This window comes from Haloechinothrix aidingensis, assembly GCF_013450155.1.
Taxonomy (GTDB): Bacteria; Actinomycetota; Actinomycetes; order Mycobacteriales; family Pseudonocardiaceae; genus Haloechinothrix; species Haloechinothrix aidingensis.
Window position 1 is genome coordinate 91,371 of sequence record NZ_JACCKD010000001.1, and the last position, 16,652, is coordinate 108,022.

The 16,652-nt window shown below is 69.5% G+C and carries 15 protein-coding genes; 8 read left to right on the plus strand and 7 right to left on the minus strand.

Going from position 1 to position 16,652, the window contains the following annotated elements; translation table 11 throughout:
* Nucleotides 1-24 precede the first annotated feature (24 nt).
* Entirely contained in the window at nucleotides 25-240 is a 216-nt protein-coding gene (locus H0B56_RS00390; protein WP_180890919.1) for a DUF397 domain-containing protein, read from the minus strand.
* A 6-nt stretch (nucleotides 241-246) separates the two neighbouring features.
* On the opposite strand from H0B56_RS00390, the gene H0B56_RS00395 reads away from it, so the two are divergent.
* Both H0B56_RS00395 and H0B56_RS00400 read left to right on the plus strand, forming a co-directional pair.
* Nucleotides 247-483 carry a ribbon-helix-helix domain-containing protein gene (locus H0B56_RS00395; RefSeq protein ID WP_180890920.1) on the plus strand — a complete coding sequence of 79 codons (237 nt, stop codon included), beginning with the start codon at nucleotides 247-249 and terminating at the stop codon, nucleotides 481-483.
* Nucleotides 483-782: a type II toxin-antitoxin system PemK/MazF family toxin gene (locus H0B56_RS00400; RefSeq protein ID WP_180890921.1), complete on the plus strand. Its 300-nt coding sequence runs from the start codon at nucleotides 483-485 to the stop codon at nucleotides 780-782. The genes H0B56_RS00395 and H0B56_RS00400 overlap by 1 nt, the downstream gene beginning before the upstream one ends.
* 166 nt (nucleotides 783-948) lie before the next feature.
* On the opposite strand, the gene H0B56_RS00405 is transcribed toward H0B56_RS00400, so the two are convergent.
* Entirely contained in the window at nucleotides 949-1,218 is a 270-nt protein-coding gene (locus H0B56_RS00405; RefSeq protein WP_180890922.1) for a DUF397 domain-containing protein, read from the minus strand.
* Nucleotides 1,219-1,241: 23 nt separating this feature from the next.
* Nucleotides 1,242-2,108, minus strand: coding sequence for a helix-turn-helix domain-containing protein (locus H0B56_RS00410; protein ID WP_180890923.1), 867 nt, complete (start codon nucleotides 2,106-2,108; stop codon nucleotides 1,242-1,244).
* A 76-nt stretch (nucleotides 2,109-2,184) separates the two neighbouring features.
* Here H0B56_RS00410 and H0B56_RS00415 point away from each other — a divergent pair, with 76 nt between their 5' ends.
* Nucleotides 2,185-2,493, plus strand: a complete 309-nt coding sequence (locus H0B56_RS00415; protein ID WP_180890924.1) for a hypothetical protein — start codon at nucleotides 2,185-2,187, stop codon at nucleotides 2,491-2,493.
* 107 nt (nucleotides 2,494-2,600) lie between these two features.
* On the opposite strand, the gene H0B56_RS00420 is transcribed toward H0B56_RS00415, so the two are convergent.
* Nucleotides 2,601-5,990 carry a beta strand repeat-containing protein gene (locus tag H0B56_RS00420; protein ID WP_180890925.1) on the minus strand — a complete coding sequence of 1,130 codons (3,390 nt, stop codon included), beginning with the start codon at nucleotides 5,988-5,990 and terminating at the stop codon, nucleotides 2,601-2,603.
* 209 nt (nucleotides 5,991-6,199) lie between these two features.
* Nucleotides 6,200-7,222 (minus strand): hypothetical protein, encoded by a 1,023-nt coding sequence (locus H0B56_RS00425; protein WP_180890926.1) that lies wholly within the window; start codon nucleotides 7,220-7,222, stop codon nucleotides 6,200-6,202.
* Nucleotides 7,223-7,753: 531 nt separating this feature from the next.
* Between H0B56_RS00425 and H0B56_RS00430 the strand changes: the two genes are divergently transcribed.
* The 4 genes from H0B56_RS00430 (at nucleotide 7,754) to H0B56_RS00445 (ending at nucleotide 11,549) form a co-directional block, all read left to right on the plus strand.
* Nucleotides 7,754-8,956, plus strand: a complete 1,203-nt coding sequence (locus tag H0B56_RS00430; protein WP_180891619.1) for an AI-2E family transporter — start codon at nucleotides 7,754-7,756, stop codon at nucleotides 8,954-8,956.
* Nucleotides 8,953-10,161: a MacS family sensor histidine kinase gene (gene macS / locus H0B56_RS00435; RefSeq protein ID WP_343063690.1), complete on the plus strand. Its 1,209-nt coding sequence runs from the start codon at nucleotides 8,953-8,955 to the stop codon at nucleotides 10,159-10,161. The genes H0B56_RS00430 and macS overlap by 4 nt, the downstream gene beginning before the upstream one ends.
* A gap of 5 nt (nucleotides 10,162-10,166) precedes the next feature.
* Nucleotides 10,167-10,820, plus strand: a complete 654-nt coding sequence (locus H0B56_RS00440) for a response regulator (protein ID WP_425484486.1) — start codon at nucleotides 10,167-10,169, stop codon at nucleotides 10,818-10,820.
* Between the two features lie 93 nt (nucleotides 10,821-10,913).
* Nucleotides 10,914-11,549, plus strand: a complete 636-nt coding sequence (locus H0B56_RS00445; protein ID WP_343063691.1) for a DUF1707 SHOCT-like domain-containing protein — start codon at nucleotides 10,914-10,916, stop codon at nucleotides 11,547-11,549.
* 20 nt (nucleotides 11,550-11,569) lie between these two features.
* Here the strand turns inward: H0B56_RS00445 and H0B56_RS00450 are convergent, their stop codons facing one another.
* Entirely contained in the window at nucleotides 11,570-12,505 is a 936-nt protein-coding gene (locus tag H0B56_RS00450; protein ID WP_180890928.1) for a ribokinase, read from the minus strand.
* Nucleotides 12,506-12,881: 376 nt separating this feature from the next.
* Between H0B56_RS00450 and H0B56_RS00455 the strand changes: the two genes are divergently transcribed.
* A complete protein-coding gene (locus tag H0B56_RS00455) occupies nucleotides 12,882-13,586 on the plus strand; it encodes a TetR/AcrR family transcriptional regulator (RefSeq protein ID WP_246360765.1) in 705 nt (234 codons plus the stop codon).
* 85 nt (nucleotides 13,587-13,671) lie between these two features.
* On the opposite strand, the gene leuS is transcribed toward H0B56_RS00455, so the two are convergent.
* Nucleotides 13,672-16,554 carry a leucine--tRNA ligase gene (leuS, locus tag H0B56_RS00460; protein WP_180890930.1) on the minus strand — a complete coding sequence of 961 codons (2,883 nt, stop codon included), beginning with the start codon at nucleotides 16,552-16,554 and terminating at the stop codon, nucleotides 13,672-13,674.
* Nucleotides 16,555-16,652 lie beyond the last annotated feature (98 nt).

The window sequence follows — 16,652 nt, forward strand, 5'->3', positions numbered from 1 at the left end:
GCTTGGTCGAATCGGAAGTCCCAGTCACCGGGCCTGCCGAGCCGTGATGTGCGCAGACAGGACGGGACTTGCGCACCGACCTCGGCGCGTCGCGCAGGCTTGCGAGGGCGTGACGCCTCGCAGGAACGCACGCCAGGTGGGGGAGGGGACGGCCAGGTAACCGGCGTCGCGGTCCTTCGAGTCGCGCACACCGAGTCCGCTGAACGCTGATTCGCAATTGAATCCCGTAATGGGTACCATAGCGGTATGACAAAGCAGATTGCGATACGGCTTCCTGACGAGTTGGTGGAATTCATCGACGAGGCCGTAGCGCACGGCGAGGCCGCAAGCAGGGCCGAGCTTGTGGGCCAGGCAGTAGAACGGGAACGACGTCGGGAGATCGCCGCTCGGGACGCCGCCATCCTGGCGCGAACAGGCCCGGATGCCGACTTGGACGATCTCGCGCGGTTCGCTGCCCAGACCCCCCTGGATGACCTGGGCTGATGCGGCCTATCCACATCGCGCAGTTGGACAAATCCCGCCCCGTGCTGGTGCTCACTCGCGAACTGGTGCGCCCGCACCTCACGCGGGTGACCGTCGCCCCGATCACCACGACTACCCGCGGGCTGTCGACCGAGGTGCCGGTGGGGCGAGACAACGGGCTCGACCACGACTGCGTGGTCAGCTGCGACAACATCGTCACGGTTCCCGCCACGACGCTCGGACGCCAAGTCGGCTACTTCCTGCCGCGGCAAGAACCCGGCCTGGCCGAGGCGATCCGCAGCGCCTTCGATCTCACCTGACCACGACGCGCCCCCAGTACGCGCGCTCACCACACCTACTCACCTGGTCACGGCCCGGCGATAGCTATGAGCCGCACAGCAGGGATACCGGAGAAGGCGTTCGCATGCCCGCCAACCCGCACGGCGCAGCGGTCCCGCCGACTCAGCGGGCGCGGGTCACGCAGGCTTACGAGGGCGTGACGCCGCGCAGGAACGCACGCCAGGCGGGGGAGGGGACGGCCAGGTAACCGGCGTCGCGGTCCTTCGAGTCGCGCACACCGACGGAAGGCACCCGCGCGGTCAGCGCGACCTCGACGCAGTTCCCACCGTTGCCGCCACTGTAGCTGCTCGCACGCCAGTCGGCCGGTACGAACGCGACCTCGACGCAGTCACCGCCATTACCGCCGCTGTAGCTGCTCGTGATCCAGGTGGCCTTGGTGAAGTCCGGGGCAGTCATCACACACCCCTTCCGGTGGCGCGTTAGGAGTACGACTCCACCATCCTATCGAGCAGCGCGCGGGAGGCGTCAGGGTCCAGCGAGTCGGCCCGCAGCCGCCCGAACACCACGCTGTACTGGGTGAACTCCTCGGGCTCCTTGAGGTAGGTGGCGCCGAACAGGTCCTCCAGGTACACGGTCGAAAGCCTTTGTTCATCGAGCCGGAACAGCTGGAACGGTGTCGGCATCGGGATGCGATCCGGTGCGTCTAACGGCACTACGCGAATGGTGATATTGGGCCGCCTCGATGCCGCGACCAGGTACCGCAACTGCTCGCGCATGATCTCCCGACTGCCCTGCACCCGGCGTAGCGCGGCCTCGGACAGCACCACCTCGAACCGCAACGAGGGACGGCCGTTGCGCTTCAGCGCCGACTGCCGGTTCATCCGGGTCTCCACCTGCTGCTCGATCAGGCGCGGATCGGCCTCCGGCTCCCAGGTCGTGATGGTGGAGCGGGCGTAGTCCTCGGTCTGCAGCAGGCCGGGCACCAGGTCGATCTCGTACGTCCGGATCTCCGTGGCGTCCCACTCCAGGGCGAGGAAGCGACGGAACCAGTCGGGCACGGCATCCCGCTGTCCGGAGCGCTTACGGCGGCGGCGCTTGGGCTGTGCCTCGGCCAGCCGGACGAGGTAGTCGCGCTGCTCCCCGGTCGCCTCGTAGAACTCGGCCAGCCTGCGGATGTCGTCCGGGTCGGCCGTCTGATTGCCGTTCTCCAGCTTGGACAGCTTCGGGGTCTGGGCACCGATGGCCTTGCATGCCTCCGCCGCCGGGTAACCCGCCTCCTCGCGGAGCCTGCGCAGCTCGATACCCAGCTGCGTCTTCAGCAGCTCCGGATCCGAGGGAATATCCATAAGATGTACTCTAACACTTGCTTACCGAGAAACTTTCTCCGTATTATATCGAGTAATCGGCAACCAAGGAGTCTCCATGACCAGCTCCGATGACCACCCCAGTTCCAACGGCCACGGTCACGCACCGGCCACCCCCGATCCCGAGCTCATCAACGAGCTCGCCGCGATCGCGCACGAGGACCGCCCGCGCCTGTTCGCGATCTACGGCACCTACCGCACCAACCCCGAGGCGCCCGTCCTCGGCTGGGGACTCGAGTTCCCCACCGGCGGCACGCTCTACCGCTCCGCCTACGACCGCACCATCCACTCCGCGGACTCCGCCGAGCGTGTCCTGGAGGTGCACTCGCTCATCGGCAACGTCCAGCTCGCCTGGCTGGATACCTAGCGACGAGAAAGGCCGGGCCGAGCGGCACTGTCACCGCTCGGCCCGGCCCGAAGACACCCCGAGAGAACTAGCTTCCTATTCGGTTATCGAACGAGCACGCAGGGCGATCAGCCCTCCATGTGGATCGGGTGCTGCTGGCTGGAGCCCAGGACGTCCTGGAAGATCGTGTCCAGCTCACCGAAGTTGCCCTCGTCGACGTCGAGGTCGAACAGCTCGGCGTCACTCGGAAGGGCCGGGGCGGCCGGGGCCGCCGGAACGTCCGAGCGCTCCTGCGCGGGCACCGCGGGCGACTCGGTCACCATGGCGGGGCCGCTGTCGGTCATGACCTCGAGCCCGGACAGGTCACCCTGGCTCGGCGCGAGGAAGTCGACCTGGTCGGCCTCGAGGCCGCTTGCCACGTCCTCGGCTGCCACCGCGTCCGCGGACGGCACGGCGGTCAGGTCCTGCCCGGCCGTGGCGGGAGCGGCGTCCAGGTCACGCGCACGCGACGTGGGCAGGCCGTCGATCGCCTGGGGCTGCAGCATCGGGCTCAGCTGGCCCGGCCCGAAGCCGGGAACCTCCAGCGGCATCGGAACGGCGGCGCCGGCGGGCCCACCCGAACGGCCCATCTCGGCTCCGTCCATACGCGGCAGCTCGGCGGCGCCCATCTCGGCCCCGTCGAACACGAGGTCGATCTGCGGGACGTCACCGGCGAGGTTGATGTCCGTGGTGTTGGTGCCAACACCCACGGCCTCACCGAAGGCGGGCAGCGAGAAGTTGAACACCTGCACCAGGGCACCCAGCGGCAGCTGGTTGTCCGTGCCGGACAGCGACCCCTGGTCACCGGCGGTCGTGTTGGTGCCGCCGACCGTGCCGATGGTGGTGTTGTCGCCGGTGCCGTGCGAGACGCCACCCAGCGTGGCGGCGTTGCCGAACACCTGCGCGACAGCAGCGGCGGGCACGTCGAAGATGTTGCCGGACAGCGACCCCTCCTCGCCGGAGGTGGTGATGTCGCCACCGGAGGAGGACTCCGTGTAGTTGAAGCCGGTGCCGGTGGCCGTGGCCGTCAGCGAGCCGGCGTTGCCGAAGCCCTGCGCGATGGGCAGGCCCTGCGCGCTCAGCACGTTGCCTGCCACCGAGCCACTGTCACCAGCGGTGTCGGTGTCGCCACCGGCATTGCTGATGACGTCGTTCATCCCGTCGCCCTCGGCGGTGCCGATCCAGGACGCGGCGTTGCCGAACAGGGCGCCGGAGCCACCGAACGGGGCGGAGATCACGTTGCCGCCGAACGAGCTGTCGGTGCCGTCCGTCGCGGAGCTGCCGCCCGCGTCGGAGGTGGTCACGCTGTCCGAGGTGCCGGAGGCGTTGCCGATCCAGGACGCACCGTTGCCGTGGCCCTGCAGCGGCAGCGCGAGTGCGCCGTTGGCGATGTTCCCGGAGCCGTTGCTGTTCGCGCCGGTCGTCGAGGTGTCGCCACCGGCAGCGGTCTCGCTGACGTTCGTGGCGTCACCGCTGGCGTTGCCGCCCCAGACACCGCCGATGCCGAAGGCCTGCACCGGGCCCGAGACAGCGGCCTGCACGATGTTCGCCGACAGCGTGGAGCCGTCACCGGAGGCCTCGTAGTTGCCGCCCGCGGTCGTCGTGGTGTCGCCCTCGGCTTCGCCGTGGCCGTTGCCGATCCACGCACCGCCGAGGCCGAAGCCCTGCGCGGGCAGCGCGACGGGGGCCGCGATGATGTTGGAGCCAGCGACCGCGTCGTCGTCGATCGTGCTGCCGTCGCCACCCGAGGAGACGACCTTGGTCTCCTCCGCGGAGCCTTCGCCGGAGCCGATCCAGGAGCCGCCGACGCCGAAGGTCTCGACCGGCGCCGCGACCGGGGTCTGCACGACGTTGCCGCCACCGACCGAGTCCTCGCCGCGGGTGCCGTTGTAGCCACCGGCCTCGACGTTCTTGTCCTCGGTCGCGGTGCCCTCACCGGAGCCGATCCAGCTGCCGCCGATGCCGAACGCCTCGATGGCGCCCGCGAGCGGGGCGTGCGCGCTGTTGCCGCCGAGGAACGAGTCGACACCGCTGGTGTAGGTGCCGCTGCCGGCGTCGGCGGAGTTGGAGTTCTCCGCGTCCGCCTCCGCGTCACCGATCCAGGAGCCGCCGACGCCGAAGGCCTCCACCGGAAGCGCGACCGGAGCGTCGACCATGTTGCCGCCACCGACCGACTCGTCACCCGAGGTGTTCGAGAACGCACCGGCCTTGGTGTCGGTCTCGTTGCTGTTGGTGCCCTCGGTGCCCGCTGCCGCGGTACCGATCCAGGTCCCGGCGATGCCGTGGCCCGTGCCGTTGCCCGCACCCTCCGGCTCGACGATGTTGCCCGAGAGCACGCTGTCGTCGCCGTTGGTCTGGGTGTAGGTGTCGATGTCGTTCATGCCGGGACGGGTGCCCCCGCCGGTGGCCGACACCGAGTTCTCCTGGTTGTGGCTGTCGGCCTTGCCGATCCACGAGCCCGCGCTGTTGTTCAGCGCGAGCGGTGTGGCCAGCGGCCCCGCCCCGACGTTGCCGGAGCCGACGCCGTCCGCACCGTCGGTCGCGATGGAGCCGCCGCTCTGGGTCTGCGAGTCGCTGCTGCTGCCGTCCGCCTCGGCCGAGCCACCCCCGGCTGCGGCGTTGTTGTTGAACTGCAGCGGCGTCGCCCAGTGCCCGGCGAGCACGTTGCCGGACAGCACCCCGTCGGAGCCGTCCGTGGTGACGTCGCCGCCGGTGGTGGTGTCCTGGTCCGCGTTGTTGTTCGTCGAGCTCGCGTCCCCGCCGATGGCCCCGGCGTTGTTCGCGACCTGGATCGGAGCGGCCCAGTCGAGGTCGATCACGTTTCCGGCAAGAGTGTCACCCGTGCCGCTCGTGTGGATCTCGTGGGAGTTGTCGGTGGACTGCGACGAGTCGCCGCCCTCGACGTGCGCGTCGCCGAGAATGCCGATCGCGTTGTTGCTGAATTGGATCGGAACGACGAGGTCCGCGGCGATCTGGTTGCCGGTGAGCGGCCCGTCGGACCCCCCGTCGTCGCAGCCCTGCCTGCCGGAGGCATCGCAACGCGGCGCCGCCGCGCCTGCCTGGCCGGTGACCGGTGCCGTGGCCTCCTCGACATGCTTGGTGGCTTCGGTCAGCGGCTTCGCGATCTCCGCGGGTGCGCCATCGGTTACCTGGCCCGTCGGCACGGGTGCCGAGCCGACCCCGGACTCCTCGGAACGCGAGGTGGCGCCGGCGTCACTGAGCCCGTCCGTCACCGGCTCGGTGACGTCCTTGGTGCTGATCTCCTCGTTGAATTCCGGGAGATCCTGCTGGTCCTGCCCGAGCACGCCGACGGCGTTGTTCTCGGACTGGATCGGAACCGAGATCGACCCGTCCAGCGGGCTCGCCGGTGACTTGTCCGGGTCGACATTCTCATCAGCGGATGCGATGCCGGTACCGAGCATCAGCAGACCACCGGTGACCAGCGCGGTCTGGAATCCACGCTTCGCCCAGTTCTGCATGAGTATATTTCTCCTTCGTTAGTTCTTTCGAGATTCCCGTTGAGGGTGGGGATCGGGTACTGGAATGAGCAGGGCAGCACCCGGCGAACTGCGGACGCAGAATTGTCCGCGGGGGATGAACGCGAGACGGAGAGGCCGGCCGACGGTGCGGTCACTGGATGCGCAGCGCGAGGCATGCGCTCGGACCGGCGGTCTCGCGGTGAATAACCTCAGTCAGGTGTGACGCCGGGCTGCTGACCCGGCTCGAACGGCACCCGGCTGGCGCCGTCCGTCGCGCCGTGCGTCTCAACGACGTCCGCGGCTTTACTGAAACCCAGGATAGAGGTCAGCGGTGTGTGATCCACGGTGTGCGCAGACCCGATACTTCCTGTGGCCGGGACGGACGAGGGCGCGGAACCACTCTCGGAAGAGTGCGCCATCACCTCGTGCAGCGCGGAGCTGGCTCCGGCGCCGACGGAGTCGTCGTCCCGCGGGACGGAGTCCGCCCCGCTCTCGATCACCGAGGTTGCGTCGTCACGCACGGCGCCTGATTCTTCGTCGACGACCTCGGCCGCGTCGCCATCCGTGTCCCGGACGGCAGCGGCATCCTCGGACTGTTCGGCTTGATCGCTCGTTCCACCCGGAAGGTCGGCGATGTCGTCGACACCGGGGCTGAACCAGTCACGGAACCGCTCAGGCAAGTCAGAACTTCCGTCGAGCCGGTCGAACCGCTCGGCGGCATCGTCTTGCCACAGCAGCAGGCGCTCGATCGAGTCCGCCGTCATCGACAGCGATTCCTCGAGCCGGTCCTGCGTCCGTTCACCGCGCTTACGCAGTGTCACCCGGTCCGACCCGATGGACTCGGCCGACCCGGCCACGGTGCTGTCACCGCGGTCGGCTCCGTGCTCGTCCGTTTCCGAAGCGTCTTCCGACTCGGCGTCGGAGGACTCCTCGTGCGGTTCGCCGCCCGTGCGCAACGAGTCGGCGACCCGGTCGAGGTTGGAACGGGTCCAGGAGGATGCTTTCTCACCGACGTCGCGGAGGTCGCCGTCCGATTCGACGGCGTCGTCCTCGACAGTCCATACCGTGGAATGACCCGACTGCTCGAGACTCGCGGACTCGGCACTCGCGGTCGAGATCGTCCAAGCCGCTGCGGTGCCCGCCACCGTGCCACCAAGCACGATCAGCGCACGGGTGCACCAACGTCGCACGCGCATACCGCGCTTCGCGATCGCTGAAGCCACCTCGGTCACCGCAACTTCCTTGCTCTCGACTCGAACTCTGGACGTGTGCGACCCCGACAGCCACTCGAAACCTCAGGCTGGCCGGCGAGTGACCCCCGCCGGCAGGCGATCGCACAGAGTGTCCACACACGCACCTGTCGTGGTGCGTGATGTCGAGAGTGGCAAACGGCGCACCGGTCTCGCACGCAACACGCGAACAGTGACCCTGATCGTGTGACAAACACGGAGTGCCATCGCGTACTACCGCGCGTGATCGAACGACTGCCCGCACGCACCGCAGCCACAGTCACCCGCACGCCGCATGGTCCGCGAAAATTCGAGAATCACCACGCCAACGCACCGCAAGCTCGATACGGTGGCACTGTGACCAAGAACCTTCCCGCCGCGGACGACGAGGTGCAGGACCCGCAGGCAGCCGGGACCGGAACCAGGCAGGCCACCGGCAACGAGTCCGCACCCGGCGCGGCTACCGAACGGGGCGACCTCGCCGAGTCCACCGACGGCAGGGGCACGCCCGAACAGGACCCCGCAGGCGACTCACTGAGCAACGCGGCCGTCACCGAGCTCGTCCCCAAAGGCTTCCGGGTCGCCGCCGCGTTCTCGTGGCGCTTCCTCGTCGTCGCGGCGGCGGTGGCGGTGCTCGGCTGGCTCGTGGCCGAGCTGTCCATCGTCGTGATCACACTGAGCATCGCGCTGCTGCTCGCCGCGCTGATGAACCCGGCCGTCGATGCCCTCGAACGCGCACGGATGCCGCGCGAGCTGGCAGGAAGCATCGTCCTCGTCGGCGGGCTCGGACTGCTCGGCGGGGTGATCGCCTTCGTGGTCACGCAGTTCACGCGCAACCTGCCCGAGATGCAGGACCACATCAACGAAAGCCTCGACCAGTTCCGGCAGTGGATGACGACCGGGCCGCTCGGGCTGGACACCGCGGATATCCAGGGCTTCGTCGACCAGGCGGTCAGCTTCGTCCAGGAGAACCAGGCGTCGCTGACCAACCAGGCGCTGTCCACGGCAGGCGTGGTGGGGCAGATCGTCACCGGCATCCTGCTCGTCCTGGTCATCCTGCTGTTCTTCCTGCTGCACGGCGAGCGCATCTGGGCGTTCCTGACGCGCGGCGCCCCGTCCTACGCGCGCGCCCGCGTCCACCTGGCAGGCAGGCGCGGCTTCGAAACTCTCGGTAAGTTCATGCGCGCCACCGTCATCGTCGCCGTCGTCGACGCGCTCGGTATCGGTGTCGGCCTGGCGATCGTGGGGGTGCCCCTGGTCATCCCGCTGGCGACGCTCGTGTTCCTCGGCGCGTTCGTCCCCATCGTCGGCGCCGTCGTCACGGGGGCGGTCGCCGTACTGGTCGCGCTGGTCACCGTCGGCTGGATCGGCGCGCTTGTCGTCCTCGGCGTCGTGATCGCCGTCCAGCAGCTGGAAAGCAACATCCTGCAACCGTTGCTGCTCGGCAGGGCCGTGCGGTTGCACCCGCTGGCGGTCGTACTGGCGATCACGGCAGGCGTGTTCATCGCGGGCATCATCGGTGCGCTGCTTGCCGTGCCGCTGCTCGCGGTGATCACTGCCGCGGTGAAGTCCCTGACGCAGGAGACGCCGGAGGAACCCCGGCAACCGCACCTCCCGAAGTTCGCCCGCAAGCTCGCCCCGAACCTGGTGCGGAAGCAGCACGGCAGCGAGCACCCCGAGCCGGAACAGGCCGCCGACCGGCCCGAAGAACCCCCGGACCCCGAACCACGCCAGTGACCAGCCCGACCACCTACCTGAAGGCCCTGACCCGCGACCCGACCACCGCACTGTGGTGGGGCGCGGTGGCGTTACGTGCCATCCTGCTCTCGTTCGCCATCGGCGCAGTCAGCGTGCACAGCGACGACTACCAGCGACCGTGGCTGGCCTGGACGGTCCTCGGCACCATGTGCGTGTGGACCCTGCTGACCAGCATCGCCTACATCCGCGGGCGCTGGCGGCGCGCCTGGCTCGTCGTCCTCGACGTCGTCCTGGCCAGCGCCCTGATGCTGACCTCCCCGCTGCTGCTCACCGAGCAGATGTACGCGGAGCAGGCACCGCTGATCACCACTGTGTGGGTCGGGGCGATGCCGGTCATCGCGGGCATCCGGTTCGGCCCGGCCGGTGGCGTCCTCGCAGGCGGCTACCTCGCGGTGGGTACGGGCTTCGCGCAGATGCGGGTGGATCTCGACGTCGTCCGGGACGGGGTACTGCTCGTGGCCAGCGGGCTGGTCGTCGGGCTGGCGGCGGAGGCCCTTCGGCGCGCCGCGGTCGCCCTCGCGGAGGCGGAACGCGCCGAGGCGGCGCGCGCCGAACGGGAACGGATCGCCCGCTCGATCCACGACAGCGTTCTCCAGGTACTCGCCCGCGTCCGCAAGCGTGGCGCCGAGGTCGGCGGTGAGGCTGCCGAGCTCGGCGAGCTGGCAGGCGAGCAGGAGATCGCGCTGCGCTCGCTGATCGGCACGAGCACCGACCTCGGTCAGGGCCGGGGTGAGCGGGACGCGGGCGACCTGGGGGCGCGGCTGCGCATGCTGGCGACCTCCACTGTGCGTATCTCGGCGCCTGCCTGCGAGGTAACGCTGCCCGACCACGTGGTGGCTGAGCTCGAGGCCGCGGTGCGGGAAGCCCTGACCAACACCGCCAAGCACGCAGGCAGCGACACCGGTTCCTGGGTGCTCGTCGAGGACCTCGGTTCCGAGGTCGTCGTCAGCGTGCGCGACAACGGCCCGGGCATCGAGGCCGGCAGGCTCGAACGTGCCGAGGAAGAGGGCAGGCTCGGCGTCGCACGCTCGATCAAGAGCCGGGTGCACGAGCTCGGTGGCACCGTCACGCTCGACACGGCCCCCGGAACCGGTACCGAGTGGGAACTGCGTGTCCCGCGTGACCGTCCATCCCGTCAGGAGCGAGCGGAGCCGAACCGATCAGGCAAAGGGGCACGGGTATGAGCGATATGTCCCTCTCGGTCATGGTCGTCGACGACCATCCGATGTGGCGCGGCGGTGTCGCACGCGACCTCGAGGAGCGCGGGTTCACGGTGCCCGCGACGGCCTCCGACGCACCGGGCGCGGTGCGGGCGGCCTGCGCGATGCGCCCGGACGTGGTGCTGATGGACCTCACCCTCGGTGAGACCTCCGGCGTGGATGCGACCAGGGAGATAACCGGGACATTGCCGGACACGAAGGTGCTCGTGCTCTCGGCGAGCGGGGAACACGCGGACGTACTCGAAGCGGTCAAGGCAGGCGCGTCCGGGTACCTGGTGAAGTCCGCGTCCGCCGAGGAGCTGATCGACGCGGTGCGGCGCACGGCCGAGGGCGACCCGGTGTTCACCCCCGGCCTCGCCGGGCTGGTACTCGGCGAGTTCCGTCGCATGGCCGACACCCCGGCGAGCACGGACTCCGCACCACAGGTGACCGACCGCGAGACCGAGGTGCTTCGCCTGGTTGCCAAGGGGCTCAGCTCCCGGCAGATCGCCACGAAGCTGAGCATCTCACCGCGCACCGTGGAGAATCACGTGCAGTCCACGCTGCGCAAGCTGCAGCTGCACAACCGCGTGGAGCTGGCCCGGTACGCCATCGAGCACGGTTTCGACCAGGACGAGGACTGACAGCACGCGGCTCGGCAGCACGGCGCACGCTCAGGGACGGGATCCGGGTCTTCCCCGATTCGCCCGAGCGGCAGGCGCCCTAGTATCGGCACCGTGAACGGCACCGACACACCCAGCACGGACGGCTCCGTCCCTGCCCGCGAGCTGCGCGTCAGCGACGCCGAGCGGGACTACGTCGTCGGGCTGCTGCAGAAGGCCACCGGTAAGGGACTCATCAACCTCGACGACTTCAGCGAACGCGCGGACAACGCCTACGCGGCGCGGACAAGGGCGGAGCTGAACACGGTGCTGATCGACCTGCCCGGCCTGATGCACAGGGAGTCGCCGCCTGCGGGGGTGTCCGGCACACCGGCAGGCACCGCCGTACCGGACCGTCGGCTCGAGCTCACCGCGCACTACTCGAGCCTGACCCGCAACGGGCGCTGGTACGTGCCCGAGCGGCTGCTGGTGCGCAACCGGTACGGCAGCACCAAGCTGGACTTCACCGAGGCACGGATCGACGGCTCGGTCGTGCAGGTCGAGCTGGACATCAAGTGGGGCTCGGTACTGATCATCATCCCGACCGAGGCCGCCGCGGACGTCGACGCGATCACCGAGATCAAGTACGGCTCGCTGGAGGACAAGACGCGCTCGACCGGCACGGCGGGAACGCCGCGGATCATGCTGTCCGGCCGGGTACACGGCGGCTCGCTCGCGATCCGCCACCCCAAGCGCGGCTGGTGGCGCTAGCGGTTCGTACCGCACGCGGCTCAGGGGACGTCCGCGGATGTGGGGTAGGAGTCCTGGGTGCCGCGCACGGTCACGGAGATCGCGGCGACCCGTGCCGCATGCTCGGCGGCAACGACCAGCTCGGCACCCGCCGCGAGCCGTGCCGCGAGCGCCCCGGAGAACGCGTCGCCCGCACCGGTGGTGTCCACCACGGTGACCGGCTCGGCACGCACCCAGGTGATCTCGCCGGAGCCGTCGGCGACCACGGCGCCCCGCGCGCCGCAGGTCACCACCACCGAGCGCGGGCCGGCCTCGCGCAGCTCCCGTGCCGACCCTGCCGGATCGACTGCCGCATCATCCTGCCTGCCGAGCAACCAGCGGGCCTCGTGGGTGTTGACGATCAGCGGGTCCGCCGCCGCCATCGTCGCGGCATCCAGCGTCACCACGGGCGAGGCGTTCAGCACCACCCGAACCCCGGAGGCGACCGCGACACACACCGCCGCGCGCACCGCCTCGAGCGGCACCTCGAGTACCGTGCACAGCACATCGGCCCCGGCCAGCATCTCCCGCGCGGCGTGTACGTCCTCGGCGCCCAGCGCCGCGTTCGCCCCGGGGGAGACGATGATCGAGTTCTCCCCGTCCGGGGTCACCGTGATGTACGCGGCGCCACTCGGGCGCTCGCCCCTGCGCATCAGCCCGGTGCCCACACCGGCCTCCCGCAGCGAGGCGAGCAGCTCGTCACCGGCGACATCCTTACCGACGGAGCCCACCATCGCCACCGTGGCGCCCAGTCTCGCGGCCGCGACCGCGACGTTGGCTCCCTTCCCGCCCGTACCCGTCCTGGTGTCCCCGCCGAACACGGTCTCGCCGGGCCCGGGACGGCGCCGCACCTCGACCGTGACATCCCGGTTCGCCGAGCCGACCACGACAAGCGCGGCGTCCCGCGACGGGTCACCGGACGTGTCGACAGCACACATGACCGCCAGCGTCGCACTACCGCAGCGGGCGCGCTACGGCCGCTCCGGTAGCCGGCGCGGTCCGTGCAGCGCAGCCCGCCGGTGAAACGGCCAACAGCTCGGGCGAGCAGGCCCAACGACATTTACATCTTCAGTAGAATCACTCAATGGCCGTATCGGCCACGGGAGTCGCTCGTTGTCCGTGACGTCGGTATGTATACGGCCGCATTCGGCTGGTGACGCCTCCGGCGCGCCGGTCGGACCGAGTCGCCGGCGTCGACCACGTTGCCCCCCGAGTGGTCGACGTCGGCGGCGCCTGTCTACGTCGATCACGAACGACCACCGAGGGCTGAGCAGAACAATGCGACAGACACCGCCACGCCCCGCCTGGTCGGACATGAGCACCGAGATCCGGCAGACCGCCCGCGCTCTGCTCTCCGGGTACGGAGCCGACGGTGTCACGCTCCGCGCGATCGCGCGCGAACTGGGGATCACCGCGCCTGCCCTCTACCGCTACTACCGCTCCCACTCCGACCTCCTCGAACACCTGCGCAGGGATATCTGCACGGAGCTGGCCGCCGAGCTGACCGCACATATCGCCGCCGCAGGGGAGGAGAACGGCCTCGATCAGTTCTTCGCCGCGCTGCGCGGGTTCCGCGCATGGTCACTGAAGCATCCCCAGGAGTTCGCCCTGGTCTTCGCCTCCCGCCGCACGGACGTGGCTGGGTCCGCGACGCCGCTGGACGAGGCGACCGAACCGTTCGGCAGGGTGTTCATCACCAGCGTGTGGCAGGTGCTGAGCGTCCACCACGTCATCGTCCCGCCGGACGAGCGGGTGCCCCACGCGCTGCGCCCCGATGTCGCCGCCTTCCGCGCCGCGCTGCTGGAGCTGCTGGCGAGCACGACGGAGGAAGGGCTCGACGACACCAAGCTCACCATGGGCATCGCGTACCTGATGGTGCAGTACTGGACCCGGATCTTCGGGCACGTGACCCTCGAGGTGTTCGGCAACGTGCCGATGCCGACCGCCGACCCGGACGCGTGGTTCGACGCGATGCTCACCGACATCGCCCACGAGCTCGGTCTCGCGGACGGCGTGTGAACGCCGCGTCGCACCACGGTGGGGGCGGTTCCCGGCCGGGCCGTGCTCCCCGCCGGGCTACGATGCTCGCCCGAACGCCATCTCGCTAGACCACGACGTTGACCAGCCGGCCCGGAACCACGATCACCTTGCGTGGCTCGCCGCCGTCGAGCGCTGCCGCGACCTTCTCCTCGGCCAGCGCAGCGGCCTGCACCGCGTCCTGATCGGCGTCGGCAGGCACCGTCACCCGCGAGCGCACCTTGCCGTTGACCTGGATCGGGTACTCGACCGTCTCGTCGACCAGGTACCGCTCATCGGCCTCCGGGAAGGGGCCGTACGCCAGGGACCCCTCGTTCCCGAGCCGGTGCCACAACTCCTCGGCGACGTGCGGGCACATCGGGGCGATCATCAGCACCAGTGCCTCGGCCAGCTCCCGCGGCGTGGCCTCTGCCGCGGCGTAGGTCTTGGTGACGTAGTTGTTCAGCTCGATCAGCTTCGCGCCTGCCGTGTTGAAGCGCAGCCCGGCGTAGTCCTCCCGGACCCCCGCGATCGCGCGGTGCAGCTGCTTGCGGTCCTCCGCGCTGGTCTCGACGTCGGCGACGCGCAGCCGGCCGGTGTTCTCGTCGACGATCAGCCGCCACAGGCGCTGCAGGAACCGGTGCGCGCCGACGACGTCCTTGGTCGCCCACGGGCGGGAGTCCTCGAGCGGCCCCATGGACATCTCGTAGAACCGGAACGTGTCGACCCCGTACTCCTCGGCCATCTGGTCCGGGGTGACCACGTTCTTCAGGCTCTTGCCCATCTTGCCGTACTCCTGCGTGACCTCCTCGCCGTCGTAGAAGAACCGCCCGTTCTCCTCGACTACCTCCTCCGCGGGCACGTACACACCGCGCGAGTCGGTGTAGGCGTAGGCCTGGATGTAGCCCTGGTTGAACAGCGTGCGGTACGGCTCCTCGGAGGAGACATGCCCCAGGTCGTAGAGCACTTTGTGCCAGAACCGGGAGTACAGCAGGTGCAGCACGGCGTGCTCGACCCCGCCGACGTAGAGGTCCACACCACCGGGGTCGTCCGGGCCGTGCTCCCCGGGCCGCGGACCCATCCAGTAGCGCTCGTTCTCCGGGTCGCACATCCGCTCGGAGTTGGTGGGGTCGATGTAGCGCAGCTGGTACCAGCACGAACCCGCCCAGTTCGGCATCGTGTTCGTCTCCCTGCGGTACGGCCGCTTGCCGTCCCCCAGGTCCAGCTCCACCTCGACCCAGTCGGTGGCCTTCTCCAACGGCGGCACCGGCTTGGTCTCCGCGGCCTCCGGGTCGTAGGTCGCCGGGGAGTACTCCTCCACCTCGGGCAGCTCCACAGGCAGCATGTGCTCGGGAAGGGCGTGCGCGATGCCCTCGACGTCGTAGACGATCGGGAACGGCTCGCCCCAGTACCGCTGCCGGGAGAACAACCAGTCACGCAGCTTGTACTGCACGTCGGCACCGCCGTACCCGTGTTCGGACAGCCACGTGACAACGGCGTCCTTGGCCTCGGTGATGTCCAGCCCGTCGAGGGAGAAGCCCTCGTCGTTGGCGGAGTTGATCACCACGCCGTCACCCAGGTACGCCTCGCCGTCGAAGTCGTCGCCCGGCTGGACCGTCCGGATGATCTCCAACCCGTACGCCGTGGCGAAGTCCCAGTCACGCTGGTCCTGCCCCGGCACGGCCATGATCGCCCCCGTGCCGTAGCCCATCAGCACGTAGTCGGCGACGAACACCGGGATCCGGGCCCCGTTGACCGGGTTCACCGCGTAGGAACCGGTGAACACACCGGTCTTGTCCCGGTTCTCCTGGCGGTCCATCTCGGTCTTCAGCGAGGCGGCGTGCCGGTAGGCCGCCACGGCCTCGGCCGGGCTCGCGGCGCCACCCGTCCAGCGCTCGTCCACGCCCTCCGGCCACTGCTCCGGCGTCAGCGCGTCCACCATCGGATGTTCCGGGGCCAGCACCATGTACGTCGCGCCGAACAGCGTGTCCGGCCGGGTGGTGAACACCTCGATCGAGCTCGCGGCGCCCTCGTCGTCGGCTTCGACGGCCACGGCGTCTACCGGGAAGTGCACCGTCGCGCCACGCGACCGGCCGATCCAGTTGCGCTGCATCGCCTTGACCTTCTCCGGCCAGTCCAGCCGGTCGAGGTCGTCGATGAGCCGGTCGGCGTAGGCCGTGATCCGCATCATCCACTGTTTCAGGTTGCGCTGGAACACGGGGAAGTTGCCGCGCTCACTGCGCCCCTCCGAGGTGACCTCCTCGTTGGACAGCACCGTGCCCAACCCGGGGCACCAGTTCACCGGCGACTCGTCGACATACGCCAGGCGATGCGTGTCCAGGATCGCGCTGCGCTCGATGCGGGTGAGCTCGCTCCAGTCCCGCCCGTCAGGCGTGGCGCGCTCACCCCGCTCGTACTGCTCCTCCAGCTCGGCGATCGGACGTGCCCTGCCCTGCTCGGCGTCGTACCAGGAGTTGTAGATCTGCAGGAAGATCCACTGCGTCCACCGGTAGTACTCCGGGTCGATCGTCGAGATGCGCCGCCGCGTGTCGTGACCGAACCCCAGCTGGCGCAGCTGGGCAAGGTACCGCTCGATGTTGTTCTCGGTGGTCGTGCGCGGGTGCTGGCCGGTCTGCACCGCGTACTGTTCCGCGGGCAGCCCGAACGCGTCGAAGCCCATGGTGTGCAGCACGTTGCGGCCGGTCATCCGGCTGTAGCGGGCGAAGACATCGGTGCCGATGAACCCGAGCGGGTGCCCGACGTGCAGTCCCTGCCCGGACGGATACGGGAACATGTCCTGCACGAACAGCTTGTCCTCGGGGACCCCGGCGTCCTCGGCGAGCGGACCGGTCGGGTTCGGCGCGTGGAACGTGCCGTGCTCGTCCCAGTACTGCTGCCAGCGGCGCTCGACGTCACCGGCGACCGCGGCCGTGTACCGGTGTGGCGGCGCGCCCTCGGTCGACTCGTTCATCGCAGAAACCTTTCCCTGTTCCTACCGCACCTCACCGATGGACGGACCCGGTTCGTCGGTCACCTGTCCCGGCGGGGTACGGGTAGCGCGTTACTCGT